This window comes from Sphingobium fuliginis (assembly GCF_015074805.1).
Classification (GTDB): domain Bacteria; phylum Pseudomonadota; class Alphaproteobacteria; order Sphingomonadales; family Sphingomonadaceae; genus Sphingobium; species Sphingobium fuliginis.
The window spans coordinates 3,349,174-3,372,792 of sequence record NZ_CP060035.1 but is presented as its reverse complement, the minus strand read 5'-3'; the positions used below and the strand labels follow the sequence as shown (position 1 = coordinate 3,372,792).

The 23,619-nt window shown below is 65.2% G+C and carries 23 protein-coding genes; 14 read left to right on the top strand and 9 right to left on the bottom strand.

Going from position 1 to position 23,619, the window contains the following annotated elements:
- Nucleotides 1-130: 130 nt before the first annotated feature.
- Nucleotides 131-2,149 carry a hypothetical protein gene (locus H5V43_RS16300; protein WP_146032568.1) on the top strand — a complete coding sequence of 673 codons (2,019 nt, stop codon included), beginning with the start codon at nt 131-133 and terminating at the stop codon, nt 2,147-2,149.
- Between the two features lie 21 nt (nt 2,150-2,170).
- Here the strand turns inward: H5V43_RS16300 and H5V43_RS16295 are convergent, their stop codons facing one another.
- From H5V43_RS16295 to H5V43_RS23805, 3 genes are all read right to left on the bottom strand, one after another.
- Nucleotides 2,171-2,665 carry a DUF4145 domain-containing protein gene (locus H5V43_RS16295; RefSeq protein WP_244968686.1) on the bottom strand — a complete coding sequence of 165 codons (495 nt, stop codon included), beginning with the start codon at nt 2,663-2,665 and terminating at the stop codon, nt 2,171-2,173.
- A gap of 545 nt (nt 2,666-3,210) precedes the next feature.
- Nucleotides 3,211-3,528: a hypothetical protein gene (locus tag H5V43_RS16290; RefSeq protein WP_146032569.1), complete on the bottom strand. Its 318-nt coding sequence runs from the start codon at nt 3,526-3,528 to the stop codon at nt 3,211-3,213.
- A 99-nt stretch (nt 3,529-3,627) separates the two neighbouring features.
- The gene (locus tag H5V43_RS23805) at nt 3,628-3,750 is read right to left on the bottom strand and encodes a hypothetical protein (protein WP_274599454.1); all 123 of its coding nucleotides are present in this window, start codon (nt 3,748-3,750) and stop codon (nt 3,628-3,630) included.
- Between the two features lie 80 nt (nt 3,751-3,830).
- Here H5V43_RS23805 and H5V43_RS16285 point away from each other — a divergent pair, with 80 nt between their 5' ends.
- On the top strand, nt 3,831-6,122 hold the full coding sequence (locus H5V43_RS16285; RefSeq protein ID WP_025551669.1) for a glycoside hydrolase family 3 N-terminal domain-containing protein: 2,292 nt from the start codon (nt 3,831-3,833) through the stop codon (nt 6,120-6,122).
- 502 nt (nt 6,123-6,624) lie between these two features.
- Nucleotides 6,625-8,505: an ABC-F family ATP-binding cassette domain-containing protein gene (locus H5V43_RS16280; protein WP_025552016.1), complete on the top strand. Its 1,881-nt coding sequence runs from the start codon at nt 6,625-6,627 to the stop codon at nt 8,503-8,505.
- A 95-nt stretch (nt 8,506-8,600) separates the two neighbouring features.
- On the opposite strand, the gene H5V43_RS16275 is transcribed toward H5V43_RS16280, so the two are convergent.
- On the bottom strand, nt 8,601-9,698 hold the full coding sequence (locus tag H5V43_RS16275) for an AI-2E family transporter (RefSeq protein ID WP_025552018.1): 1,098 nt from the start codon (nt 9,696-9,698) through the stop codon (nt 8,601-8,603).
- Between the two features lie 42 nt (nt 9,699-9,740).
- The gene (locus H5V43_RS16270) at nt 9,741-10,988 is read right to left on the bottom strand and encodes a YceI family protein (protein WP_025552020.1); all 1,248 of its coding nucleotides are present in this window, start codon (nt 10,986-10,988) and stop codon (nt 9,741-9,743) included.
- A 215-nt stretch (nt 10,989-11,203) separates the two neighbouring features.
- On the opposite strand from H5V43_RS16270, the gene H5V43_RS16265 reads away from it, so the two are divergent.
- On the top strand, nt 11,204-11,641 hold the full coding sequence (locus tag H5V43_RS16265) for an acyl-CoA thioesterase (protein WP_025552022.1): 438 nt from the start codon (nt 11,204-11,206) through the stop codon (nt 11,639-11,641).
- Nucleotides 11,642-11,678: 37 nt separating this feature from the next.
- On the opposite strand, the gene H5V43_RS16260 is transcribed toward H5V43_RS16265, so the two are convergent.
- Nucleotides 11,679-12,062 (bottom strand): DUF983 domain-containing protein, encoded by a 384-nt coding sequence (locus H5V43_RS16260; protein ID WP_025552024.1) that lies wholly within the window; start codon nt 12,060-12,062, stop codon nt 11,679-11,681.
- 93 nt (nt 12,063-12,155) lie between these two features.
- Here H5V43_RS16260 and pabB point away from each other — a divergent pair, with 93 nt between their 5' ends.
- The 7 genes from pabB to H5V43_RS16230 all read left to right on the top strand — a co-directional run bounded on the left by pabB (nt 12,156) and on the right by H5V43_RS16230 (nt 18,912).
- Nucleotides 12,156-13,331 carry an aminodeoxychorismate synthase component I gene (gene pabB / locus H5V43_RS23680; RefSeq protein WP_025552026.1) on the top strand — a complete coding sequence of 392 codons (1,176 nt, stop codon included), beginning with the start codon at nt 12,156-12,158 and terminating at the stop codon, nt 13,329-13,331.
- A 45-nt stretch (nt 13,332-13,376) separates the two neighbouring features.
- Entirely contained in the window at nt 13,377-14,000 is a 624-nt protein-coding gene (locus tag H5V43_RS23675; RefSeq protein ID WP_025552028.1) for an aminotransferase class IV, read from the top strand.
- Between the two features lie 305 nt (nt 14,001-14,305).
- Nucleotides 14,306-15,247: an IS110 family RNA-guided transposase gene (locus H5V43_RS16250; protein WP_193666672.1), complete on the top strand. Its 942-nt coding sequence runs from the start codon at nt 14,306-14,308 to the stop codon at nt 15,245-15,247.
- Between the two features lie 197 nt (nt 15,248-15,444).
- The gene (locus H5V43_RS16245) at nt 15,445-16,647 is read left to right on the top strand and encodes a pyridoxal phosphate-dependent aminotransferase (protein WP_025549915.1); all 1,203 of its coding nucleotides are present in this window, start codon (nt 15,445-15,447) and stop codon (nt 16,645-16,647) included.
- Between the two features lie 316 nt (nt 16,648-16,963).
- Nucleotides 16,964-17,125 (top strand): hypothetical protein, encoded by a 162-nt coding sequence (locus tag H5V43_RS16240; RefSeq protein WP_167706728.1) that lies wholly within the window; start codon nt 16,964-16,966, stop codon nt 17,123-17,125.
- Complete coding sequence (gene msrA, locus H5V43_RS16235) at nt 17,112-17,783, top strand: peptide-methionine (S)-S-oxide reductase MsrA (protein ID WP_025549916.1); 672 nt, start codon at nt 17,112-17,114, stop codon at nt 17,781-17,783. The genes H5V43_RS16240 and msrA overlap by 14 nt, the downstream gene beginning before the upstream one ends.
- A gap of 13 nt (nt 17,784-17,796) precedes the next feature.
- Nucleotides 17,797-18,912, top strand: coding sequence for a zinc-binding dehydrogenase (locus tag H5V43_RS16230; RefSeq protein ID WP_025549917.1), 1,116 nt, complete (start codon nt 17,797-17,799; stop codon nt 18,910-18,912).
- Between the two features lie 188 nt (nt 18,913-19,100).
- Here H5V43_RS16230 and H5V43_RS16225 read toward each other — a convergent pair whose 3' ends face one another.
- Nucleotides 19,101-19,418 carry a 2Fe-2S iron-sulfur cluster-binding protein gene (locus tag H5V43_RS16225; protein WP_025549918.1) on the bottom strand — a complete coding sequence of 106 codons (318 nt, stop codon included), beginning with the start codon at nt 19,416-19,418 and terminating at the stop codon, nt 19,101-19,103.
- Between the two features lie 76 nt (nt 19,419-19,494).
- Between H5V43_RS16225 and H5V43_RS16220 the strand changes: the two genes are divergently transcribed.
- From H5V43_RS16220 to H5V43_RS16210, 3 genes are read left to right on the top strand one after another with little or no spacing between them, the layout of a single operon-like run.
- Nucleotides 19,495-20,112, top strand: coding sequence for a DNA-3-methyladenine glycosylase family protein (locus H5V43_RS16220; RefSeq protein WP_099186239.1), 618 nt, complete (start codon nt 19,495-19,497; stop codon nt 20,110-20,112).
- Complete coding sequence (locus H5V43_RS16215) at nt 20,113-20,388, top strand: hypothetical protein (protein ID WP_025549919.1); 276 nt, start codon at nt 20,113-20,115, stop codon at nt 20,386-20,388.
- A 25-nt stretch (nt 20,389-20,413) separates the two neighbouring features.
- Nucleotides 20,414-20,851: a response regulator gene (locus tag H5V43_RS16210; protein ID WP_025549920.1), complete on the top strand. Its 438-nt coding sequence runs from the start codon at nt 20,414-20,416 to the stop codon at nt 20,849-20,851.
- On the opposite strand, the gene H5V43_RS16205 is transcribed toward H5V43_RS16210, so the two are convergent.
- Complete coding sequence (locus H5V43_RS16205) at nt 20,796-22,319, bottom strand: sensor histidine kinase (protein ID WP_025549921.1); 1,524 nt, start codon at nt 22,317-22,319, stop codon at nt 20,796-20,798. The two genes, H5V43_RS16210 and H5V43_RS16205, sit on opposite strands and share 56 nt — an antisense overlap.
- Nucleotides 22,312-23,595: a UDP-N-acetylglucosamine 1-carboxyvinyltransferase gene (gene murA, locus H5V43_RS16200; protein WP_025549922.1), complete on the bottom strand. Its 1,284-nt coding sequence runs from the start codon at nt 23,593-23,595 to the stop codon at nt 22,312-22,314. The genes H5V43_RS16205 and murA overlap by 8 nt, the downstream gene beginning before the upstream one ends.
- Nucleotides 23,596-23,619 lie beyond the last annotated feature (24 nt).

The following is a 23,619-nucleotide window of genomic DNA, read 5'->3' as shown; positions in this document are numbered from 1 at the left end:
TGAAGTGGACGCGCCAGAAGGGGCATCAGGGGAGGAAGTCCTCCAGCGGGTCCAAGCGGAGGCTTCTGCTCCCCAGGCCCGGAAGCCCCGCACGGGTCTCCAGACCGCTGGCGACTTTGTGGGAGACGTGGTGGACAATGTGCTCCCCAACTGGGGCGACGAGCTCGCTGGGGGCCTAGACGCCGCTGCTGCCCTCGTCACCGGCAAGCCCGTGGGCGAGGCCTTCAAGCAAGGTCAAGCGGACTTTAAGGCCCATCAGGCCCAATATGACGACGAGCACCCGAACCTCGCATGGACGTCTACGCTCGGAGGCATTGGGGCTAGCTTGCTCCTCCCAGGCGGAGCACTGGCGAAGGGCGCCGGAATGGGCGCTAAGATCGCGCAGGGCGCTAAAATCGGCGCTATCTACGGCGGCCTTTCAGGTGCGGGCGAAGGTGACAGCGTCGCGGACCGCGTAGACAGCGCTATCCAGTCGGCCGTGGCGGGCGCCGCGCTGGGAGGCTTGGCCACTCCCGCCCTTGAAGGTGCCGCGCTCGCCCATCGCTGGGCCCGTGGAAAACTCCCCGGCTACGATGGTGCCACCCGCCGCTTGGCTAACGTACCTCGCGCCGTCCTGCGCAAGAGTAAGCTCACCAAGGAAGCCCGCGCCCGTGAAGTCGCAGACCGCACCTTGAGCCAGCGGCTCGGAGAGGGGAATATCGTTACCGGCATGGGACAGAACGGCCCCGCCGCGTCCCCTGAGACCATCGCGGCCGAATTGGAACGCAGGCAGGCCATGGGAGTCCCCGCGATGCCAGGCGACATTACGGAGTCGCTGAGGAATACCACGAGCTGGGCGTCTCGCGGCATGGGACCGGGGCAACGGCTGGTCCGTTCGGCACTGGACGCCCGTAAGGCTCAGGAGGCCGCCCGCGTCCGTCAGCATGTTATTGACACTATGGGCAGCGTTACGGACCCATTGGCCCAGATCGAACGCCAGACGGCCGCCGCAAAGGCCCGCGTGGCGCCGCTGTATCGTGAGGCCTATGCGCAGCCGATGGTGATAACGCCTGAGATTGAGGCGATCATGGCTACGCCCGCGTTCAAGGACGCCTTGCCCCAAGCTTACCGGAATATCGGCAACGCCATCGGGGACCCTGAGGCCATGGGGCTCCGTATGCGGCAGGACGGCACCATAGACCCTGAGGCCATGCAGTCCCTTTCAACTGAGGGCTTCGATCAGGTCATTAGGGCTATGCGTGACAATGGCAGGGCGGCGGCTGGCATCAATCCGCGCACCGGCCAGCCCGTCCACAATACCAACTCCGTCCACATCAATGCACGAGCGGGGGACCTCCGAGACCAGCTTGCGGCCCAGAATGAGGCCTACGGCGATGCCATCCGGCTCTATGCGGACGACATGGCCCAGCGGGACGCCCTGGAGGCTGGTGGGCGCGTTGCGGGGCTCTCGGGTCACGAGGTCAACGAAATGGCCCGCTCGATCCCTGAGACCGCGCATGAGTCCTGGGCGCTTGGCGCAAGGTCCGCTCTGGCCGATGAGGCCACCGACTGGGGCGCACAGCATCAGACCGGCAACGTATCAGCCCGCATCAGGGGCGCATTGGGCGATCAAACCAAGCAAGACGCCATCGGCCGTATGGGCGGCAATAGCGGCGCCGTCCGCCAACTCTTGGACCGCTTGGAGGCCGAGCACCAGGGGAATATCCTTTGGAGTGAGGCCCAGGGCAATTCCGCCACGGCTGGCCGTCAGGCCCTAGACGCCGACCTTAACGAGCAAATCGCTCCGACGCTCCCCACGGGCTGGAAGGCGATGGCAGGCCGCGCTTTGGCTAAGGTAGGGGAGAAGGCGGGCGGAGAATTCCGCAACGGCGTTAAGGATCGTACAGCCCAGGTCCTCACTGAACAGGACCCCAAGGCCTTCCGGGGCCACCTGGACGACATTGCGGGCCTTGCCGAGCGTGATGCACAGCAGGCGGCATATCGTCATCGCAACGCCACCCTCCTGGCCAAGGCCGCCGCACTGAACATTGAGCCCGCTACGGAGGACGGTCAGGTCCTTCTAGGCGTTGGTGAAAATCCAGGCGGTCGGGGTTACGGTATGTATGGCCGTTACGAAGACAACTTTGACGCGGAGGGGAACCCTCTGTGACTATATGCCCCTGGGGTGCCGCTATGGCGCTTCGGGGGCTTTTTGTTCTTTCGACTTGTCGCGATTGATGATGCCAGCCAGCTTTCCGGCCGGAAGTCCTGCGTAGATTGCATCTATCTCCTTGGGCTCTGTTATCGCTTTCTCCACGATGTAATTGATTAGATTGAAAAGCGAGAAGGCCGTAGCGCTATCATCCTTTAGGTCCATCGTACCAGGGTGGACGGCCTCATTGCCGATAACACGGACCGAATCCAACGCTTGCTGAATTTTCGGGTTGATGACGCCATTCTTGACCAATTGGCCGATCATCTTATTAATATCGTCTTCGTCCGCTCCAATCAGTGGTAGCAGTTTTTGGACTAGCAGCCGCAGTAACGCGGCGGCGCCCCTAGGGGACACAGGGAGTACCCGACGCGCTTCCTCATAATCTTCTGCTAAATCACTAGGAAGATCGGAGGGCGGCGCGGGTGCCTCACTTTCGTTCGGAACGTGTAGCCGCCCGTCAATGAAAATCACTTCCTTCAAGCAAGCCTCGCAGAGCGCGCTCACAATCGTGGGCGCCCCTTCCGTGAAAGCCCTATATGGGTTCCCACCCCCTTGAACAGTGACCCCATTTACGTAACCCCAGCGATGAAGAGCGAGTGTACGGCAATCGGGATGGGGGCATATGAAAGTTGAGGCTGATACCTTTGGATACCCCGCCTGATTGGTAGCATGGGCTAGGGCTTGGGTAGCAGTTAGACGCGGCGGCATTCAATTACTCACGTTGACGGCAGCAACCCCGCTGCAATGACATAACTATTATGATCGCGCCGCAAAATATAGCAGCAGGAATAGGCAAAGCCACAGCGAGCGCCACGAGGCCGCTAAGCAACATCAGGCCCACGCCGATCCCTACCAGCCCGCAAAGCACCTCAACGCCAGCTTCCCAGGCCAGACAGAACCTTTCGGCCCAATCGGGCTCAGGGCCCGCTGGGTCCGTATGATTGTCCGACTGCATCTACTGTCCTCCAGATAGCCGAAGGGCCCGAAGTTTCCTCCGAGCCCTCTAAGTCGATTTATCAAGCCGCTTCGGCTAGGGCCTGCTCTAGGTCCCCGACCGTCACCACGGCGGAACTGTGCGCGACCTCCCGGTTAACAAGGGCTATGACGTCGCCCCCCATGAAGCGGTAAGACCAAGCTCCGACGCTCCCGTCCCCCGAACCTGCCCTATAAGCGTTCACAGCAGCGCCCATAACATCGGCGCCCATCACGGCTGCTTGCGATGCGCCCTCATCATCAATGCTCGTGATTGCCACCATTCCAGAGCCCATGAAGTGGCAGACGGCGCCGTCCATCATTTCAACCGCATTGTTGGAAGCGCCCTTTACGTCAGACATGCAAAATACCCCCAGAAAGTAATCCGCCCTGCTCGGGCCAACGGGGCTTGATTGCTCCGCTAAAAATCCGGTACACGATATGGGACACGAATCATACATTTAATTTCCATAGAATGCTGTTTTTTCGTTATTTTGGTTGAAGCATTGGATAGTCCAGCCCTGTCCACCATCGCTGATCATAGGCGCCGCCGCCGGGCCGAATTGATCCGCTTCAGGGCTCATCCCATCTCTCCACAGCTTGCTTTCCTGCGCGCATTGACGGGATAAGTGCGGTTCATCCGGAATCTGTTACGCTCCCCTTGATGACCCCAGTTCCTCCCGCGACCCGCCGCGCCGTCCTGACCGCCGCCCTTGCCGGCTTCCTGACCCTTCCCCTGCCCCGCCGCGCCCTTGCCGCGACGGAGGTGGAGCGCGTGGACGATCTGATCGCGCGCATGACCATAGAGGAGAAGGCAGGGCAGATGACCTGCCTGGCCGACAGTTTCCGCCCCTATAATCCCCCCAATCCGCAGGTCGGCATCCAGAATGAAAGGCAGCTTGCCGACGAAATCCGCAAGGGCCGGGTCGGCTGCCTGTTCAACGGCATCGGCGTCGCGGGCGCGCGCCGCGCGCAGGAAATCGCGCTGAGGCAAAGCCGCCTCGGCATTCCGCTGCTGTTCGCGGGCGACGTCATCCACGGCCTGAAGACGATCTTCCCCGTGACCCTAGCCGAATCCGCCAGTTTCGATCCGTCGCTGGCGGAACGCACGGCGCGCGCCATGGCGGTGGAGGCGACGGCGGCCGGCCTGCACCTGACCTTTGCCCCCATGGTCGACGTCGCCCGCGACCAGCGCTGGGGCCGGGTGGTCGAGGGAGCCGGGGAGGATGTCGCTCTGGGCGGCCTCTTCGCCGCCGCCCGCGTGCGCGGCTTTCAGGGGCGCGACCTGCGCCGCGACGATTCCCTGCTCGCCTGCCCCAAGCATTTCGCCGCCTATGGCGCCGTCGCCGGGGGCCTCGAATATGGCAGCGTCGACATCAGCGACGAAACGCTGCGCGAAACCCATCTCCCGCCCTTCGGCGCCGCCTTCGCGGCGGGGGCGCTCACCACCATGGCGGCGTTCAGCGAGATCAACGGCGTGCCCGCCACCGCCGACCGCGACCTGCTCACCGACACGCTGCGCGGCGAGATGAAGTTCCGCGGCTTCGTCTTTTCCGACTATACGGCGGACGAGGAACTGATCGCCCACGGCTATGCCGAGGATGAGCGCGACGCCACCCGCCTCGCCATATTGGCCGGGGTCGACATGTCGATGCAGAGCGGCCTTTACATCCGCCACATCCCCGATCTGGTGAAAAGCGGCGCGGTGCCGATGGAAACGGTCGACGTCGCCGTCCGGCGCATCCTTTACGTCAAGACCGCCATCGGCCTGTTCGACAATCCCTGGCGCTCGCTGGACGAGGAAGCGGAAAAGACCCGCATCTCCACCCCCGCCCATCGCGCCTTGGCGCGGGAGGCGGCGGCGCGTTCCATCGTGCTGCTCCAGAATGATGGCGTCCTGCCGCTCGATCCCGCCCGGGCGCAGACCATCGCGCTCATCGGCCCGTTCGGCGAGGACAGGGAGAATGTCTACGGCCCCTGGGCCTTTTACGGCGACAAGGGCAAGGGCATCGACATCGCCACCGGCCTGCGCGCCGCCATGCCGGACCCGGCCAGATTGCTGGTCGCGCCGGGCAGCGGCATATTGACGCCCATCGACGGGGGCGTCGCCAAAGCGGTGGAAACGGCGAAGGCGGCGGACATCGTCATCCTGGCGCTGGGCGAATCGCAGGACATGTCGGGCGAGGCGCAGTCCCGCACCGCCATCGAAATCCCCGTCGTGCAGCAGGCGCTGGCCGATGCCGTCGCCGCGACCGGAAAGCCCGTCATCGTCCTTCTCCGCCACGGTCGCGCCCTGGCGCTGCATGACGGGGTGGCGAATGCGCAGGCGATCCTCGCGACCTGGTTCCTCGGCTCCGAATCCGGCCATGCCATTGCCGACATCCTGTTCGGCAAGGAGAACCCGTCCGCCAAGCTGCCGGTCAGCTTCCCCTGGGAATCGGGGCAGGAACCCTTCTTCTACGACCGCAAGTCGACCGGCCGCCCGGTGATCGACAACCGCACCGAATATCGCTCGCGCTACGCCACCACCGACAACAGCGCGCGCTATCCCTTCGGCCACGGTCTCAGCTACAGCGATTTCACGCTGGAAGGGTTGAAACTGTCCGACACGGCGCTGCGCTGGGACCGCGCCATCGAAATCACCGCCCGCCTCACCAACAAGGGCACCCGCAAGGGCAGCGAAGTCGTCCAACTTTATATCCGCGACCGCGTCGCCAGCCGTACCCGCCCGATCCGCGAGTTGAAACGCATCCAGCGCGTCACCCTCAACCCCGGCGAGAGCAGGACGGTGCGCTTCTCCCTGTCCCGCACCGACCTGCAATTTGTCGGCGCGGGCAGCAGGATCATCGCCGAACCGGGCCTGTTCGACCTCTGGCTGGGGCAATCATCCAATGGCGGCCTCCACAGCCAGTTCACGCTTTATGCGGCGGAAACCACGCCCGCTTTCCCCCAATAAACCATCATCCCCACCCCGGATCGCGTCCATCCCGATCCCGTCACCTCTTTCCCCATTTCGTCATCCCCATCTCACTCCCGTCATCCCCACCTCACTCCCGTCATCCCCGTCTCACTCCCGTCATCCCCCACCTCACTCCCGTCATCCCCGTCTCACTCCCGTCATCCCCGCGAAGGCGGGGACCCATCTCCTGCCCGTTCCCCTTGACGCCTCCCAAAGGACATGGACTCCCCCACCGCCCAACCCCCTGTCCTACACGGCCCCGACCATGCCATAACCCCACCGGCTCTTTCCACCGTCAACCCATTCCACCCGCCCTAAGCGGGCGCCCTCCGCACACCCATTCCGCAAAAATTCTCCTATTGCGAAATCAACGCCACCACTCCGCACCCACGCAAATGCGTCGGCCACAACGCCGTGAACTTCGCAGGCATGAGGCAGTCTGCAAAACTCCGCCTCAACGCCTTCACCACCCCACGCACCTCTGCTAGAGGCCCCCTCCATGCTCAACCTGAACGGCATCACCGTGCGCCTCGGCGGCCGCACTATTCTCGACCGCGCCAGCGCTTCCCTGCCGCCGCGCAGCCGCGTCGGCCTGATCGGCCGCAACGGCGCGGGCAAATCGACCCTGATGAAGGTGATGATCGGCCAGATCGACCCGGACGAGGGCAGTTGCGACATGCCCCGCGACACGCGCCTCGGCTATATCGCGCAGGAAGCGCCCTCGGGCACGGCCACCCCCTTCGACACCGTCCTCGCCGCCGACAGGGAACGCGCCGAACTGATGGCGGAGGCGGAACATACGCAAGACCCCGACCGCCTCGGCCATATCTACGAACGGCTGAACGCGATCGACGCCTATACCGCGCCGGCCCGCGCCGCCCGCATCCTCGTCGGCCTCGGCTTCGACGAGGAAATGCAGGGCCGCCCGCTCGACAGCTATTCGGGCGGCTGGAAGATGCGCGTCGCCCTCGCCTCGCTGCTTTTCTCCAACCCCGACCTGCTGCTGCTCGACGAACCGTCGAACCATCTCGACCTCGAAGCGACGCTCTGGCTGGAAAATTTCCTCAAGGCCTATCGCGGCACCGTGGTCGTCATCAGCCATGAACGCGACCTGCTCAACAATGTGGTCGACTATATCCTGCATCTGGAGGGCGGGAAGATCACCCTCTATCCCGGCGGCTACGACGCCTTCGAACGCCAGCGCGCCGAACGCCTCGCGCAGCAGGAGGCCGCCCGCGCGAAACAACAGGCCGAACGCGAGAAGTTGCAGGACTATGTCGCCCGCAACTCCGCCCGTGCCTCCACCGCGAAACAGGCCCAGTCCCGCGCCAAGGCATTGGCGAAGATGCAGCCCATCGCGGCGGCCATCGAGGACCCGACGCTGCATTTCGGCTTCCCCAGCCCGCCGGAACTGCGCCCGCCGCTCATCACCATGGACATGGCGGCGGTCGGTTACAACGACACGCCCGTCCTGCGCCGCGTAAATCTGCGCATCGACCCCGACGACCGGCTGGCGCTGCTCGGCCGCAACGGCAATGGCAAGACCACGCTCGCCCGCCTGATCGCCGCGCAGTTGAAGCCGATGGAAGGCGCGATGAACGCCTCGGCCAGGATGAATGTCGGCTATTTCACCCAATATCAGGTGGAGGAGCTGGACGTCGGCGACACGCCGCTCGAACATATGAGCCGGGTGATGAAGGGCGCCACCCCCGCCGCCGTCCGCGCCCAGCTGGGCCGCTTCGGCTTCTCCGGCGAGCGCGCGACGCAGAAGGTCGGCTCCATGTCGGGCGGGGAAAGGGCGCGGCTGGCCCTCGCCCTCATCACCCGCGACGCGCCGCATCTGCTGATCCTCGACGAACCGACCAACCATCTCGACGTCGACAGCCGCGAAGCGCTGGTGCAGGCGCTGAACGACTATTCGGGCGCGGTGGTCATCGTCAGCCACGACCGCCACATGATCGAACTGGTCGCCGACCGGCTGGTGCTGGTCGACAATGGCACGGCCCAGCCCTTCGACGGCAGCCTGGAGGATTATACCGACATCATCCTGCGCAAGGCCGACGGCAATGGCGGCAATGGGGGTACGGGGGGCGATGCCCCGAAGACCGACCGCAAGGCGGAAAAGCGCAACGCCGCGCAATGGCGCGAACGGCAGAAGGCGGCGAAGAACGCCGTCAGCAAGGCGGAAAAGGAGATGGCCATGCTGACCGCCGAACGCAGCCGCATCGACCAGGCGCTGTTCGACCCCAAAAGCGCGACCGGCGCGGAGGCGAAGATGACCATGACCGAATTGATGGTGAAACGCGCCGACCTGGAAAGGAAACTGGAAGCGGCGGAAGAAAGCTGGATGGAGGCCAGCGCCGCGCTGGAGGAGTTATAGATCGCGGAAACCAGGCTCCGTTCGGGCCGTTTTCACGAGCCACCTGTCCCGTTCAAATGTCGAAGCCCTTCACTTTCTTGAAGGGAAGCGCCTGATCATTCCGTCAAAGGCCCCTCCAGCCCATCCGCCCCCGTCCGCATCTTCGTCACGATGTTCCAGGTCGCGATGAACAGCGCCGCGATCACCGGCCCGATGACGATGCCGTTGAACCCGAACAGGTCGATCCCGCCCAGCGTGGTGATCAGCACCACATAGTCGGGAATCCGCGTGTCCCGCCCGACCAGTATCGGTCGCAGGATATTGTCCACCATCCCGATCACGAACATGCCGCAAAAGGCGAGTATCAGCCCCTTCGCCACCGCCCCGGTGACAAACAGATAAATGGCGACCGGCACCCAGATCAGCCCGGTTCCGACCGCCGGAATCAGCGAGAACGCCCCCATCAGCACGCCCCAGAGCAGCGCACCCGGCAAGCCCAGCGCCCAGAACACCACGCCGCCGATCAGCCCCTGGACGATGGCGACGACGATGCTGCCCTTGATCGTCGCACGCGTGACGACGACGAACTGATTGATCAGGGCCCGGCGATGCGCGGTCCGCATCGGCGCGGCCCTGTCCACCATCGCCGCCAGCTTCGGCCCGTCGCGCAACAGGAAGAAGGTAAGGTACAGCATCACGCCCAGCGCCATCAGGAAGCTGAACGCGCTCTGCCCGATCTGCAGCGCCTGCGTCGCGACCGTGCGGAAGCTCGACGCGACGCCGGCGCTCAGCATTTCGCGCACGGCGGCGAAGTTGGTTATGCCCAGCCGGTCGAGAAAGGCCGCGGCCCAGCCAGGCAGGCTCGCCTGGAACTGCGCGAACATCCGCGCGAAGTTGATCTCGCCGCTTTGCACCTTGGCGTAGAAGAGGGTCGCTTCCTGCACCAGCGCCATGGCCAGGATGATCGCCGGCACGATCACCAGCGCGACGATCAGCAACAGCGTCAGCGCCGCCGCGCTGTTCCGGTGCCGGGGCATCATGCCGATCAGCCCCTGGTTGACCGGCGCGAACAGGATGGCGGCGATCACGCCCCACAATATGGCGGCGAAGAAGGGCTCCACCACCAGCGCGAAGGCGACCGAGACGATGAGGACGAAGCCCAGGAAGACCCCATCCTCTATGCGCGCGCTTGGCTTTTCCGTGCTCCTGTCCATGACGCCGCTTTGGCAGAAGTGCAGCGCCAAATCCATGCCTGCTTATTCCGCCTGCGCACTGAACCCGAAGCTGACCGACACCTTGGGGTCCAGTCCCGCGCTGCTCTCGCCATTGCCGACGCCGAAGGACGCGCGCGCGATGGTGGCCGATCCTGAGACCTTCCGCGCCTTCCCGGTGCCGGAAAGGGTGAAGCGGATGCTCTGCGGCTTGCTTACCCCCTTGAGGTTCAGTGTGCCCGAAGCGCGATAGCCGTTCGTCCCCGTCTTCTCCGCGCCCCTCGCGGTGAAGACGGCCCTGGGGTGCGCCGCCACGCCGAAGAATTCGTCCCCGGCCAGCATGCCGTCCTTATAGCTGTCCCCGACGCTGGCGCTCGCCAGGTCGATCTCCACGCGGATGTCCGCGCTGTCCGGATGATCCGGGTCCATGACGATCTTCGCCGTCCATTTGGAGAAGCGGCCGCTGATCGTCTCGCCGCTGTTACCGACGGAAAAGCCGATGGTCCCGCCCGGCTGCACCGACCAGGCGGGCGGCGGCCCCACCGGTTCTTCCGCGACCGCCGCATTGCCGGCTTCGGCCGGGGCCGCGGCATTGCCGGCATTGACGGCATCGTCGGCCGGCTCAGCGGCATTGGCGGGCATTTCCTCTTCCTCCTCGGCCGCCGCCGGCAGGACCGGCAAGGCCACCGCCTTCGCTGCGGGCGCTGGCAGGACGGCGCGCCCAAGGACGAACCCCACCGCGATCAGCGCGGGCAAGGCTGCCAGCAACAGCGGCGAACGCGCCGGCATCATCCGCCACAGCAACCCATCGCCCATCAGCACATGATGCCGCAGCGCACCCCCGACGTGCAGGACGAACAGCGCGATGCCGATCCAGGCGATCAGGGCGTGTCCGCCCTCGGCCAGTTCATGCGCGCTCATGGGCAGGGGCAGATGAGGCAGGGGGACGATGCCGAAGATCAAGGTCGGCACCTTCACCTTCGCGGTCGACACCAAGGCCCATCCGGTGAGCGGCGCGCCCAGCATGAACAGATAGAGGCCCGCATGCACCGCCTTGGCCAGCGCGCCCTGCCAGCCGCGCTCGACCGGCGCGGGACGCGGCTTCCAATAGCGTATGGCGATGCGGGCGAAGGTCAGCAGCAGGATCGAGATGCCGATCGACTTATGCCACTGGAACAGCGCGAAGCCGCGCGCGCCAAGATCCTCGAGCGCCCATCCCACCGCGATCTGGAAGGCAAGCAGGGCGGCGATCGCCCAGTGCAGGAAAATGGCCAGCCGACTATAGCGTTGCATCGAAACCCCCATGCGCGACAATCCGGCCCGGAAGCTATGCTGCACCTGCGCCGAAGTCCACCGCCGCGCCCGGAAACGATCCGTTACCTCAGCAGAACGATAAGCTTCGCGCCTGTGTCATAAAGGTCGCAGTCCGATCAATTTCGACCCGATGATTGCATCCCCGCCGCCAAGGGCTAAGAGCATAGGAAAACAGGACATAGGACAAGCAGGACATGGCCAAACCCGAATCCTGGCGCCTCCGCCCGGAAGCTTATCGTTTCGTCACCAGCATCGACACCCGCTTCCAGGACATCGACACGATGGGCCACATCAACAATGTGGCGATCTCCGGCATATTCGAAACGGCCCGCATCCGCTTCCACCATCATCTGGGCCGCCATCCGCAGGAACAGGGGGTGCGCTGGCTGGTCGCGAACGTGAACCTCAATTTCGTCGAGGAATCCCACTTTCCCTATCCGTTCGAGGTGCACTGCGCGATCGGCCATATCGGGCGCACGAGCTGGACGATCAGTTCGGCGGGCTTTCAGAAGGGCATATGCGTCGCCACCGCCGACACGACCGTCGTGACCCATGGTTCGGAAGGGCGCCGCACCATCGACGAGAGTCTGCGGGAGGCGATGGAACGCAACTTCATCATCCGTCCGGACTGATGGGATCGCATCGATTTTCAACCGATCATGGCCCGCTCTAGCGGAAGCCGTCCATGCGGCGGCTCCACTGGAAGGCGATGACCGCCGCCTTGGCGGGCTGGATCATCGCCAGCGCAAGCAGGATCGCAAGACCCGGCCATAGCGCCGCCTGCACCCCCAGCGGAATATCCAGCGCCGCATTCACCTCTATCATCAGCGGCACGAGCAGGTGCCCCAGCAGCAATATGACGATATAGGCCGGGAAATCGTCCGCCCGCGATGCGTCCCAGGCCTGTCCGCAATGGCGGCAGGCGGGACTGGGCTTCAGGAAGCGGGCGAACATCCGGCCTTCGCCGCAGGCGGGACAACGGCCCCTGAGCGCCAGCGCCAGCGCCGGCCGCAGCGGCCGCGCCGCATCATCATGGGGCAATCCCTTGTTCATGCCCTCCCCCCTATGGCCAATGCGCGCGCCGTGCAACATGCCCGCGCCCTGTTAGAGCTTCCGCGCCGCGCAAAGCCTGTTAAGAGGGCGGCCATGCGCCTTCCGGGACCGACCGAAGCCTTCGTCCTGTTCGACGACGCCCGTGCCCGGGCTCCCGCCCCCGCGCGCCTCTATCGCGATCCGGTATCGGTCATCGCCGCCCATCGGCTGGCGGAGGTGCAGCCAGCGCTCGACCGGCTGTCCGAAGCGGCAGAAGCCGGGCTGCACGCAGCAGGCTTCATCGCCTATGAAGCCGGGCTGGCGCTGGAGGACCGCCTTCACCCGCTGGCGGAACGGCATCGGCAGGACAGGCCGAAGACGCCGCTGCTCTGGTTCGGCCTGTTCGAAGGGGTGCGCCTGATCGATCCCGCCGCCATGACCGGCCTGTTGCCGGACCCGGCGGGCGCCAGGGTCGATCGCCTCCAGCCGCTGATCGACGAGGCCGCCTATCGCGCCGCCTTCGCCCAGGTCCAGGACTATATCCGCGCCGGCGACATCTATCAGGTCAATCTGACCTTCCCCTGCGCCGCGCATTTCATCGGCGATCTCATGGCGCTCTATGCCGCCATCCGTCCGCGCCAGCAGGCGGGCTATGGCGGCGTGCTGCGCACCGGGGAACATTCGATCCTCTCCTTTTCGCCGGAGCTGTTCTTCACCCATGTCCGGGGCCAGTTGACCGCGCGCCCGATGAAGGGCACCGCCCCCCGCGATCCCGATCTCGCCAGCGACGCGGAACTGGCCCAATGGCTGGAGCGGGATGCCAAGCAGCGCGCGGAAAATCTGATGATCGTCGACCTGCTGCGCAACGATCTGTCGCGCGTCTCCCACGCCGGCACCGTCACCGTGCCCGACCTGTTCAAGGTCGAAACCTATCCGACCGTCCACCAGATGGTGTCGACCGTCCGGGCCCGGCTGTTACCCGGCCTGTCGCCCGTCGACGTGCTGCGCGTCCTTTTCCCCTGCGGGTCGATCACCGGCGCGCCCAAGGTCCGCGCCATGGAGATCATCGACGCGGTCGAGCCCTTTCCGCGCGGCGTCTATACCGGCTCCATGGGCTGGATCGATCCGTCGGGCGATGCCGCGTTCAATGTTGCCATCCGCACCATTTGCGTCGAAGAAGGCAGCAGGGAGGGACGCCTGGGTCTGGGATCGGGCATCGTCGCGGATTCGGATGTCGCTTCCGAATGGGCGGAATGTCTGGCCAAGGGGCGCTTCCTCGCACCGGCCTGATTCATCGCGCCATCATCGATCGGCATAAGGGGTTTGCAGTTTTCCATGGCATTGGCTGACGGACGGTTCGATCTGCTCGAAACCATGGCCTTCGATCCGGTCGAGGGCATCAGATTGCTCGAACTGCATCTGGAGCGGTTGAAGACCAGCGCGGAGGCGCTCGATTTCGCCTTCGACCGCCACAATGTGCGCAATGAACTTCAGGCCGCGACCTTCCGCCTGCGGGAGCGCAGCCGCCTTCGCCTGCTGGTGTCGCGCCGGGGTTCCATCGCCATCGAAGTGCGCGAGCACCGCACCTGGCCGCAGGCGATCATGCAGGTCGCGCTCGTCCCCCGCAACGCCCCCGCCGCCGATGCGCGGCTGGCGCACAAGACGACCGACCGTTCGCTCTACCGTGACGCCCTGCGGCGCGGCGGCACTTATGAAGTGGTGATGACGGACGAACAGGGGTTCCTGACGGAGGGCAGCTTCTCCTCCATCTTCGTCGAACGCGGCGACAAGCTGCTGACCCCGCCTTTGTCGCGCGGCCTGCTGCCCGGCGTGCTGCGCCGCAGCCTGCTCGACATGGGGGAGGCAGTGGAGGCCGATCTGCGCCCCCGCGACCTGGAAAACGGCTTCTTCATCGGCAATGCGGCGCGCGGCATGGTGGCGGCGTCGCTGGTGCGCTAGAGCATCGTGCGCAAAGGTTGGAACCGGCTTTGCGCTTGAAAGGATGCGACAACAAAAGCTTGGAGCGCGCGCCCTGCGTACGATTGAACGCAGCGCGCTTGTCTTATGACATTGCGGTCCGTTTGGGTCATGCTGGATTGCCCGGGCCGGGGTGGCCACCCCGGCCCGGGCGGAAGGGGACGGATCGTGAAAGCGCCGGTCGTTGTGGGACCGGGTTAGAGTAGGATCGCCCCTTTCTTTTCGTGTCGGCCCGAACGGATACCGGGGTTTTGGACCCGGATGACAAGCATGGGACAGCGGAAAAGATGAGCGACAATCTACCACAGACGATCGGCATCGACATCTCCAAAGCGAGCCTCGATTGCTATGCTCACCCCATCGGCGTCGAGCGCCAGTTCACCAACACGGCCAAGGGCCACAAGGCACTGATCGCCTGGCTGCGACAATGGCCGGTCGAGCGGATCGCCTATGAGGCAACGGGCACCTATCATCGGGCGCTGGAGGCGGCTCTGGCCGACTGGCCCTGCGTGAAGCTCAACCCGGAGCGCGCCCGGCGCTTCGCCCAGGCGACTGGCATTCTGGCCAAGACCGATCGCATCGATGCCATGTTGCTGGCCCGTATGGCGGCCACCTTGCAGCCGCCGGTCAGACCCGCTCGAAGCGCACAGCAGGCGCAGATAGCGGAGCTCATCAATGCCCGAGACGGCCTCGTGCGCGATCGCACCGCGCTCAAGAATCGCGAGAAGAACCTCACCATCGCCTTCCTCAAGCGCCAGTGCCGGCAGCGGCTCGAGCAGATCGAACGGCATATCGAGGCGCTCGATACCGAGATCGCCAACCTGATCGCCGCCGATGCCGCGCTCGCCCGCCGGCATGAGATCCTCACCAGCATCGCCGGCGTCGGAACGCTGACCGCCAACCAGCTCATCGCCACCATGCCCGAACTCGGCAGCCTCGAGAACAAGCAGGCCGCATCCCTCGCCGGTCTCGCCCCCGTCGCTCGACAGTCCGGACAATGGAAAGGCAAGAGCTTCATCCGCGGCGGACGCGCCAACGTGCGGCAGGCTCTCTATATGCCGGCCCTCGTCGCCGCCCGGTACAATCCCGATCTCAAGGCAAAATATCAGCAGCTCGTTACTGCCGGCAAGCCCGCCAAGATCGCCATCACCGCCGTCATGCGAAAGCTCGTCGTCACCGCGAACGCCATGCTCAAAGCCGATCGATGCTGGACGCAATCTCCAGCTTGATCATCACGGATACTCTAGGGGCACGGGCAACCCTTTTCCGCACGCATGAATTGCAGATATTCCTCCCTCCCGGCCCTATAATCTGCCGTTACGGCCAGCCGAAGCCAACTGGCGGTTGCCCCTTCTTTCGTTGCACACTAAGGAGCCTCGCGTCCGCTTCACGCGGACCTAGGGGATTCTAGAGAAAGATTGTCATGATGAGCCAGACTTCCGCAGCCCTCGGTCGCATCCAGCCCTCCGCCACCCTGGCGATGAGCGCGCGCGTGAATGCCCTGAAAGCCGAAGGCGTGGACGTCATTGGCCTCTCCGCCGGCGAACCGGACTTCGACACGCCCGATTTCGTGAAGGAGGCGGGGATCGCGGCGATCCGCAAGAACCTTACCCGCTATACCGACGTGGACGGCACCGCCGACGTCAAGGAAGCCGTCGCATTCAAGTTCAAGCGCGACAATGGCCTCCTCTACAAGCGCAGCCAGATCAGCGTGAATTCGGGCGGAAAGCACACGCTGTTCAACGCGCTGGTCGCGACCGTCGACATGGGCGACGAGGTCATCATTCCGGCGCCCTATTGGGTCAGCTATCCCGACATCGTGAACTTCGCGGGCGGCACGCCGGTCTTCATCGAGGCGCCGGCAAGCCAGGGCTACAAGATCACCGCCGCCCAGCTGGAAGCCGCGATCACGCCCAAGACCAAGTGGGTCATGCTGAACTCGCCTTCCAACCCGTCAGGCGCAGCCTATTCGGCCGAAGAGCTGAAGGCGCTGGGCGAAGTGCTGCTGCGCCATCCCCATGTGCTGGTGATGACGGACGATATGTATGAGCATGTCTGGTACGCGCCCACCCCCTTCGCCACCATCGCGCAGGTTTGCCCGGACCTCTACGACCGCACGCTGACGGTCAACGGCTGCTCCAAGGCTTTTTCCATGACGGGCTGGCGCATCGGCTTTGCCGGCGGCCCGGAATGGATCATCAAGGCGATGGGCAAGCTCCAGTCGCAATCGACCAGCAATCCCTGCTCGATCAGCCAGGCCGCCGCCGTCGCGGCGCTGACCGGCGACCAGGATTTCCTGGAAGAGCGCAACGCCGCCTTCAAGAAGCGCCGCGACATGGTCGTCGCCATGCTGAACGACGCACCGGGCCTGGACTGCCCGATGCCGGAGGGCGCCTTCTACGTCTATCCCGATGCCAGCGGCCTGATCGGCAAGACGACGCCCAAGGGGCAGGTCATCGACAGCGACGAAGCGCTGATCGGCTATTTCCTGGACGAAGCGAAGGTCGCCGCCGTCCACGGCGCCGCCTTTGGCCTCTCTCCGGCCTTCCGCATCAGCTACGCGACTTCGGAAGAGGTGCTGCGCAAGGCCTGCACCCGCATCCAGGAAGCCTGCGCCGCTTTGAAGTGAGCCCTCTTCAATCCCCCCGGGCTTAGCCTGGAGCGGGACCAGCGAAGCTGGAGGGAAGGACCGGACGCCAAGTCTGTCCTTCCCCTCCCCCATCACCTCCATTTCGGAAACGGAAAATTTCTCCGGCGCCGTCTTGCAGATGGAGAGCGGGGGTCTATATCCCGTTTCGAACCGAAACTGGCCTTGCCCGACATCCATCGTCCCACATCGGACGTTGGTCGAAACTGCCCTGGCGCAGCGTTCATCCGGGACTAAGCCGCGCGACATTCATTTCCGCCCGCTTGCGGCGACCAAGACGACCGAAAGGAAGAACGCCATGTTGGCCTTCTTGAAATCCGACCTGTTCCTGCGCTTCATGGGCGGGTTCGCGATCGGCGCTATCGGGGTCTTCGTGCTTCAGCCGAACAGCGACGCGCCGCCGCTGACCAGTCCAGCCATGGCGGCATCCGCCCCGGCCGCTGGCAATGCGGCGCGCTGACGGCATCGCGCTTGCTTTTCTGGCGGCCTTGGCCGTCGCTTCCCCTTTGCGTGCCGAACGACCGGTCCTCGCGCCCGCCCCGGCGGTTGACGCAGTCCCCGCCCGCAAGCTTGAAACCGCCATCTTCGCGGGCGGTTGCTACTGGGGCGTGGAAGGCGTCTTCTCCCATGTAAGGGGTGTCCGCCTCGCCGTCTCCGGATTCGCAGGCGGTCCTCGGGGCCGCAGGGTCGATTACGAGCAGGTCAGCCAGGGCGATACCGGCTTTGCCGAGGCCGTTCGCGTCACCTACGATCCCCGGCAGGTCAGCTACGGCACGTTGCTGCGCATCTTCTTCTCGGTGATCGCGGACCCGACCACGCTCGACTATCAGGGCCCGGACCACGGCACCCAATATCGCAGCGCGCTGTTTCCCCTGAATGCAGGGCAGGACAGGGCGGCCCGGGCCTATCTCGCCCAACTCGGTCAATCGGGCCTCTGGCGTGATCCCATCGTCACCCGAATAGAAGGCTTCACCGGCTTCCAGGATGCGGACCGCCATCATCAGGACTTCCTGACGAAGAACCCGCGCCATCCCTATATCCAGCGTTGGGACATGCCGAAGCTGGCCGCCCTCAAGGCGATGTTTCCGGCATTCTACAGCGACCGCCCCTCAGCCTGAAAAGGGAGTTTTCATGAGCGACACCCACGGCCTCAAGCTGCTTTCGACCCTGGATGAGGACGGCCGCCTGATCGTCGAACTGGCCGAAGAAACGCTCCCCGCTCCCACGGGCGATCAGGTGCTTGTCCGGGTGGAAGCCGCGCCGATCAACCCGTCCGACCTTGGCCTGCTGTTCGCTTCCGCCGATGTGGCAAATGCGGATTATGCCGAAGGCCGGATCGTCGCCCGCATGCCCGATCCCGCGCGCCGCGCGCTTGCGGGGCGGGTCGGCCAATCCATGGCCATCGGCAATGAAGGCGCGGGCACCGTCATCGCCGCGGGCGAGGCACCGGAAGCCCAGGCCCTGCTCGGCAAGCGGGTCGCGATGATCGGCGGCGGCATGTACGCGGAACATCGCCTGCTCGCCGCCAGCGGCTGCATGGTCCTGCCCGACGATGTCACCGCGGAGGAGGGCGCATCGGCCTTCGTCAATCCGCTGACGGCGCTTGGCTTCGTCGAAACAATGAAGCGCGAAGGGCATAAGGCGATCGTCCACACCGCCGCCGCGTCCAATCTGGGCCAGATGCTGGTGCGCATCTGCCAGGAGGACGGCATTCCGCTGGTCAATATCGTCCGCAATGAAGCGCAGGTGGCGATCCTCAGGGATATGGGCGCGGAATATGTGCTGGACAGTTCCAGGGACGACTTTCTCGTCCAGCTTCAGGACGCGGTCGCCGCCACGGGCGCGACCATCGCCTTCGACGCGATCGGCGGCGGCCATCTGGTCAGCCAGATCCTCCATGCCATGGAGCAGGCCGCGAGCAAGGACGCGCCCTATAGCCGCTATGGCTCGAACGTTCTGAAGCAGGCCTATGTCTACGGTGCGCTGGACCTGTCGCCGACCATCCTGACGCGCAGCTTCGGCTTTGGCTGGAACGTCGGCGGCTGGCTGCTTTTCCCCTTCCTGCAAAGGACGGACGCGGAAACGGCCGAACGCCTCCGCCAGCGGGTGCGCGACGGTCTGACGACGACTTTTGCCAGCCATTACAAGGCGCGCATCTCCCTCAAGGAAGCGCTGACCCGCGACGCCGTGCTGACCTACAATGCCCGCCGCACGGGGGAGAAATATCTGATCGTCCCGAACGGCTGATGGCGGGCAGAGGGCAGCAGTCGCGCCCAACGCGACCCGGGGCGCCGCTTTTCTTCCGAAACGCACAGGTCTGAATGGCAGCGCCCCCGGATCAAGTCCGGGGGTGACGCGGAGGACGATGTCAGGAACCAGCCCTCAGAGCGCGCTGCGTCAATCAGGCGCAGGTCGCTCCCTTCTGCCGGCCGACCTCAATCTTCCGGCGCGATGGTGACGCGCAGGCCGTCCAGCGAATCGCTGAACGTCAGCTGGCAGGACAGGCGGCTGGTCTCGTTGCGATGGTCGGAGCTGTCGAGCAGGTCGTTCTCATCATCGCTGATCGGCGGCAGGTTGTCGGCAAAGGCCGGATCGACGAAGACGTGGCACGTCGCGCAGGAGCAGCAGCCGCCGCAGAGCGCCAGCAGTTCGTCAAAGCCGTTGTCGCGGATGATTTCCATCACGGAAAGGCCGTTCTCCGCCTCGACCGCCTGCTCTTCGCCCGAACGGTTGACCACAATCAGTTTCGCCATGTACCCAGGTCCCTTAAATTTTTCCCGCCGCTCATGTCGGACGGGCAGCGGGAAATCAAGGGCCGGACGACAATTCATGGTAAATACAGCAGAAGAATTGCGGGCCAGCCTGGACGCCATCGCCGCGATGGAGCCCGGTTTCGCCGCAGCGATAGGTCGGGTCGGCTATCCGCCGCCCCGCCTCCGCGAGCCCGGCTATGAAACGCTGCTGCGCACCATCGTCGGCCAGCAGGTGAGCGTCGCCGCGGCCGCAGCGGTCTGGCGCAAGCTGGAGGCGGAACTGGGCGCGGGCTGCGCGCCGGACGCCCTGCTCGTCCGCGATTTCGATACGCTGCGCGCCTGCGGCCTGTCGCGGCAGAAGCAGGGCTATGCCAGAAGCCTGGCCGAGCTGGTGGTCAGCGGCGGCATCGACCTGCACGACCTGCCGGACGATGATGAGGACGCCATTGCGCAACTGGTGCGGATCAAGGGGATCGGGCGCTGGTCGGCGGAAATCTACCTGCTGTTCGCGGAAGGACGGCCGGATGTCTGGCCGGCGGGCGATCTGGCCGTGCAGATCGAGATCGGACGGATATTGGGCCTGGCCGAACGCCCCAGCGAAAAGCTGACGCGGGAACTCGCCGAACGCTGGCGTCCCCATCGCGGCGCCGCGGCGATCATGGCCTGGCACCATTATAATACGGAGGTTTTGTAAGTGCCCCTGCCCCATGCCCGCTACATCGTCCTGGAACATGAGGGCGTCTGGAAGATCAATCTCGACAACCGCTATTACGGGCCGTTCGCGACGCGGGAGGAAGCGGTGGAAAACGCCACCGGGACAGCGCAGAAGGCCAGCGGCGCGGGCTATCCCGCCTCGGTCCTGCTGATGCAGGGCACGGCCTTCGAAACGCTCTGGACCAGCGTGCAGCCCGACAGCGCCCGAAAAAATTTTTCGCATCTGCGGGAACCGCCCCGCGATCCGCGCATTTAACGCCTCCGGTTGCGTGGACGTTGGGATGAGCAAAAAGGTTCTGATCGTAGAAGACGAGATTTTCGTCGCGCTGGAGATCGAGCATATCGTGGAGGATGCAGGCTTTACGGTCGGCGCCATCGCGGCCGATCGTCAGGCGGCGCTGGATGCGGCCGACGATTGCGACATCGCCCTTGTCGATCTCAATCTGCGCGACGGACCGACCGGTCCCGGCATCGGCGTCGAACTGGCCAGCCAATATGGCATACGGGTCATCTATGTGACGGCCAATCCCGCGCAGATCGGGGCGGCTTCCACCGCCGCGCTCGGCGTCATCACCAAGCCGTTCCGGGCGCACAGCATAGCCGAAACGCTGCATCTCGCCGCCACCGACCGACCGGACCTGGAGGCCGCCGAGATCGCGGGCTTCACCCCTTTCCTGCCGGCATCCGACTCATGGAGCGCGCTGGAATCCAGAGGCTGAGGCCAAGGCCTTCGGGTCGCCAGTCGCGCGTCATCCGCCCGCCCAGTTGCCGTTCGATGCTGAGCTGCATCAGCCGGCTGCCGAAGCCCTCATGCGTCGCCGGAAGCGCCGGCGGTCCACCCTCTTCCCGCCAGTCGATGCGGATGTCCTCGCCCTCTCTCCCCACGAGGATCGCAACCCCGCCCGAAGGAACGGAAAGCGCGCCATATTTGGCGGCATTGGTCGCCAGTTCATGGAACAGCAGCGCCAATGGCGTGGCGGAGCGGTCGTCTATCGCCGGATTATCGCCTGAGAAGCGTATGCGCGGCCCCAGCGCGTCGCGATAGGGCGCGAAAATCTGTTCCAATATGCCCCAAAGCCGACCCTCGTCCTGGTCCGGCTGCGAATTGGGGCCGTGGGGCCGCACGAAATCATGGGCGCGTCCCAGCGCCATGATGCGGTCGCGCAGGTCGTCGGCCGCCGCGCGAATTTCGGGATGCTGGCGCGCCGACAGGCCGATCAGGCCGGAAATCACCGAAAAGATGTTCTTGATACGGTGGGAAAGTTCATGGGCGATGACCTCCCGCTCCTCCACCATCGCGATCTGGTCGTTGATGTCGGTGCAGGTGCCGATCCAGCGGGCGATCGCACCCTCCTCGTCCCGGATTGGCAGCGCGCGACCCAATGTCCAGCGATAATCGCCGCTGTGATGGCGCAGCCGATATTCGATCTCATAGGGCTCGCCGGTCTTCAGCGAATGGCGCCAGCGTTCCCAGGCCCGCTCCTGATCCTCCGGATGGAACATGCCGTTCCATCCCTCGCCATCGGTCGATCCCAGGGGAACGCCGGTGAATTCGTACCAGCGGGCGTTATAATAGTCATGATAGCCGTCCGGCAGCGTCGACCAGACCATTTGCGGCATGGTGTCGGCCAGGGTCCGGAACATGCGGTCGCTTTCCGCCACCGCCTGCGCATCCCTTTGCTGCCGGGCGATCACGTCGCGGTCGCGGCGACGGCCCTCCAGCTCGACCATGACCTGACGGGCCAGCAGGGAAATCCCCTGGCGCTGCACATCCGTCAGACCTTCACGCGGTCTGTCGTCGATGACGCATAGCGCGCCGAGCGAAGCCCCCTCGCCATCGATCAGCGGCGCACCGGCATAGAAACGGATGAAGGGCGCCGCGGTGACGAGCGGATTGTCGCGGAAATCGGGGTTCTGCGCAGTATCGGGCACCACGAAGATGCCGCTTCCTTGCATCGCATGGGCGCAGAAGGACATATCGCGCGGCGTTTCCTCCGCATCCAGCCCGGTGCGGGCCAGGAAGCGTTGGCGGTCATCCTCCACAATGCTGACCAGAGCGATGGGCGTCCCGCACAGCGCAGCGGCGAAGGCGGTGATCTGGTCGAGCGTGGCAAAGCCACCGGTATCGAGATCGTATCGCGCCAGCAACGCCGCGCGGTCCGTCTCGAGCCCGCGTCCTTCAGCCATCGCTGACGCGCTCTATGTCGGCGCCGACGGCGGAGAGCTTCTCCTCCAGCCGCTCATAGCCGCGGTCGAGATGATAGACGCGGTTGACCTGGGTCTCGCCTTCCGCGGCGAGGCCCGCGAGGATGAGGCTCATCGAGGCGCGCAGATCGGTCGCCATGACAGGCGCGCCGACCAGCCGATCAACGCCGCGCACCACCGCGGTGCGGCCGTTGACGCCGATGTCCGCCCCCATGCGCGCCAGCTCGGGCACGTGCATGTAGCGATTCTCGAAGATCGTCTCGGTCAGCACCGACGCGCCGTCGGCCAGCGTCAGCATCGCCATGAACTGCGCCTGCATGTCGGTCGGGAACGCCGGGAAGGGCGCGGTGGAGATGGTGAGCGGGCGAAGCCGGCCGTCCGCCGACACCCTGATGCCGTCCTTCAGTTCCTCGACATGAACCCCGGCGTCGCGCAGCGCGGCGAGGATGGCGTGCATGTCTTCGGCGCTGGCTCCGGCAAGTTCCAACGAGCCGCCGGTGATCGCCGCGGCGCAGGCATAGCTGCCCGCCTCGATCCGGTCGGGCATCACGCTGTAGGTCGCGCCGTGCAGGCGGGGCTTGCCGTGAATGGTCAGCTTGTCGGTGCCCACGCCTTCAATGTCGGCGCCCATGGCGATCAGCAGGTTGCAGAGGTCGACGATCTCCGGCTCTCGCGCCGCATTTTCCAGGATGCAGACGCCCTTGGCCAGCACCGCCGCCATCAGCGCATTCTCGGTCGCGCCGACCGACACCACCGGGAAGGTGTAGATGCCGCCCGGCAGGCCGCCGTCGGGCAAGCTGGCGCGGACATAGCCGGCGTTGATCTCTATGATAGCGCCGAGCGCCTCCAGCGCCTTCAGGTGCAGGTCGATGGGGCGGTTGCCGATGGCGCAACCGCCGGGCAGCGACACCCGCGCCTCGCCCGCGCGGGCGAGCAGCGGGCCGAGCACCAGGATCGATGCGCGCATCTTGCGCACGATGTCATAGGGCGCCTCGGTCGAGGTGACGCGGCCAGCGCGCAGGGTCATGACGCGGCCGAAATCCTCCGGCCGGGCGCCCTCGATCATGGTCGACACGCCGAGCTGGTTCAACAGATGGCCGAAGCTGTCGACATCCGCCAGCCGCGGCAGGTTGCGCAGCGTCACCGGCTCGTCCGTCAGCAGCGCGCAGGGCAGCAGCGTGAGCGCGGCGTTCTTCGCGCCGGAAATGGGAAGGCGGCCGTTCAGCGCTTTGCCGCCGCGGATGTGAATGCGGTCCATCGGCTGGGTTCTTAACGTTAATTA

Excerpts from the sequence above, each read along its gene's own strand:
- H5V43_RS16290 (WP_146032569.1), bottom strand. The coding sequence starts at position 3,528 with ATGTCTGACGTAAAGGGCGCTTCCAACAATGCGGTTGAAATGATGGAC.
- H5V43_RS23805 (WP_274599454.1), bottom strand. The coding sequence starts at position 3,750 with ATGAGCCCTGAAGCGGATCAATTCGGCCCGGCGGCGGCGCCTATGATC.
- H5V43_RS16285 (WP_025551669.1), top strand. The coding sequence starts at position 3,831 with ATGACCCCAGTTCCTCCCGCGACCCGCCGCGCCGTCCTGACCGCCGCC.
- H5V43_RS16280 (WP_025552016.1), top strand. The coding sequence starts at position 6,625 with ATGCTCAACCTGAACGGCATCACCGTGCGCCTCGGCGGCCGCACTATT.
- H5V43_RS16275 (WP_025552018.1), bottom strand. The coding sequence starts at position 9,698 with ATGGACAGGAGCACGGAAAAGCCAAGCGCGCGCATAGAGGATGGGGTC.
- H5V43_RS16270 (WP_025552020.1), bottom strand. The coding sequence starts at position 10,988 with ATGCAACGCTATAGTCGGCTGGCCATTTTCCTGCACTGGGCGATCGCC.
- H5V43_RS16265 (WP_025552022.1), top strand. The coding sequence starts at position 11,204 with ATGGCCAAACCCGAATCCTGGCGCCTCCGCCCGGAAGCTTATCGTTTC.
- H5V43_RS16260 (WP_025552024.1), bottom strand. The coding sequence starts at position 12,062 with ATGAACAAGGGATTGCCCCATGATGATGCGGCGCGGCCGCTGCGGCCG.
- pabB (WP_025552026.1), top strand. The coding sequence starts at position 12,156 with ATGCGCCTTCCGGGACCGACCGAAGCCTTCGTCCTGTTCGACGACGCC.
- H5V43_RS23675 (WP_025552028.1), top strand. The coding sequence starts at position 13,377 with ATGGCATTGGCTGACGGACGGTTCGATCTGCTCGAAACCATGGCCTTC.
- H5V43_RS16250 (WP_193666672.1), top strand. The coding sequence starts at position 14,306 with ATGAGCGACAATCTACCACAGACGATCGGCATCGACATCTCCAAAGCG.
- H5V43_RS16245 (WP_025549915.1), top strand. The coding sequence starts at position 15,445 with ATGAGCCAGACTTCCGCAGCCCTCGGTCGCATCCAGCCCTCCGCCACC.
- H5V43_RS16240 (WP_167706728.1), top strand. The coding sequence starts at position 16,964 with ATGTTGGCCTTCTTGAAATCCGACCTGTTCCTGCGCTTCATGGGCGGG.
- msrA (WP_025549916.1), top strand. The coding sequence starts at position 17,112 with ATGCGGCGCGCTGACGGCATCGCGCTTGCTTTTCTGGCGGCCTTGGCC.
- H5V43_RS16230 (WP_025549917.1), top strand. The coding sequence starts at position 17,797 with ATGAGCGACACCCACGGCCTCAAGCTGCTTTCGACCCTGGATGAGGAC.
- H5V43_RS16225 (WP_025549918.1), bottom strand. The coding sequence starts at position 19,418 with ATGGCGAAACTGATTGTGGTCAACCGTTCGGGCGAAGAGCAGGCGGTC.
- H5V43_RS16220 (WP_099186239.1), top strand. The coding sequence starts at position 19,495 with ATGGTAAATACAGCAGAAGAATTGCGGGCCAGCCTGGACGCCATCGCC.
- H5V43_RS16210 (WP_025549920.1), top strand. The coding sequence starts at position 20,414 with ATGAGCAAAAAGGTTCTGATCGTAGAAGACGAGATTTTCGTCGCGCTG.
- H5V43_RS16205 (WP_025549921.1), bottom strand. The coding sequence starts at position 22,319 with ATGGCTGAAGGACGCGGGCTCGAGACGGACCGCGCGGCGTTGCTGGCG.
- murA (WP_025549922.1), bottom strand. The coding sequence starts at position 23,595 with ATGGACCGCATTCACATCCGCGGCGGCAAAGCGCTGAACGGCCGCCTT.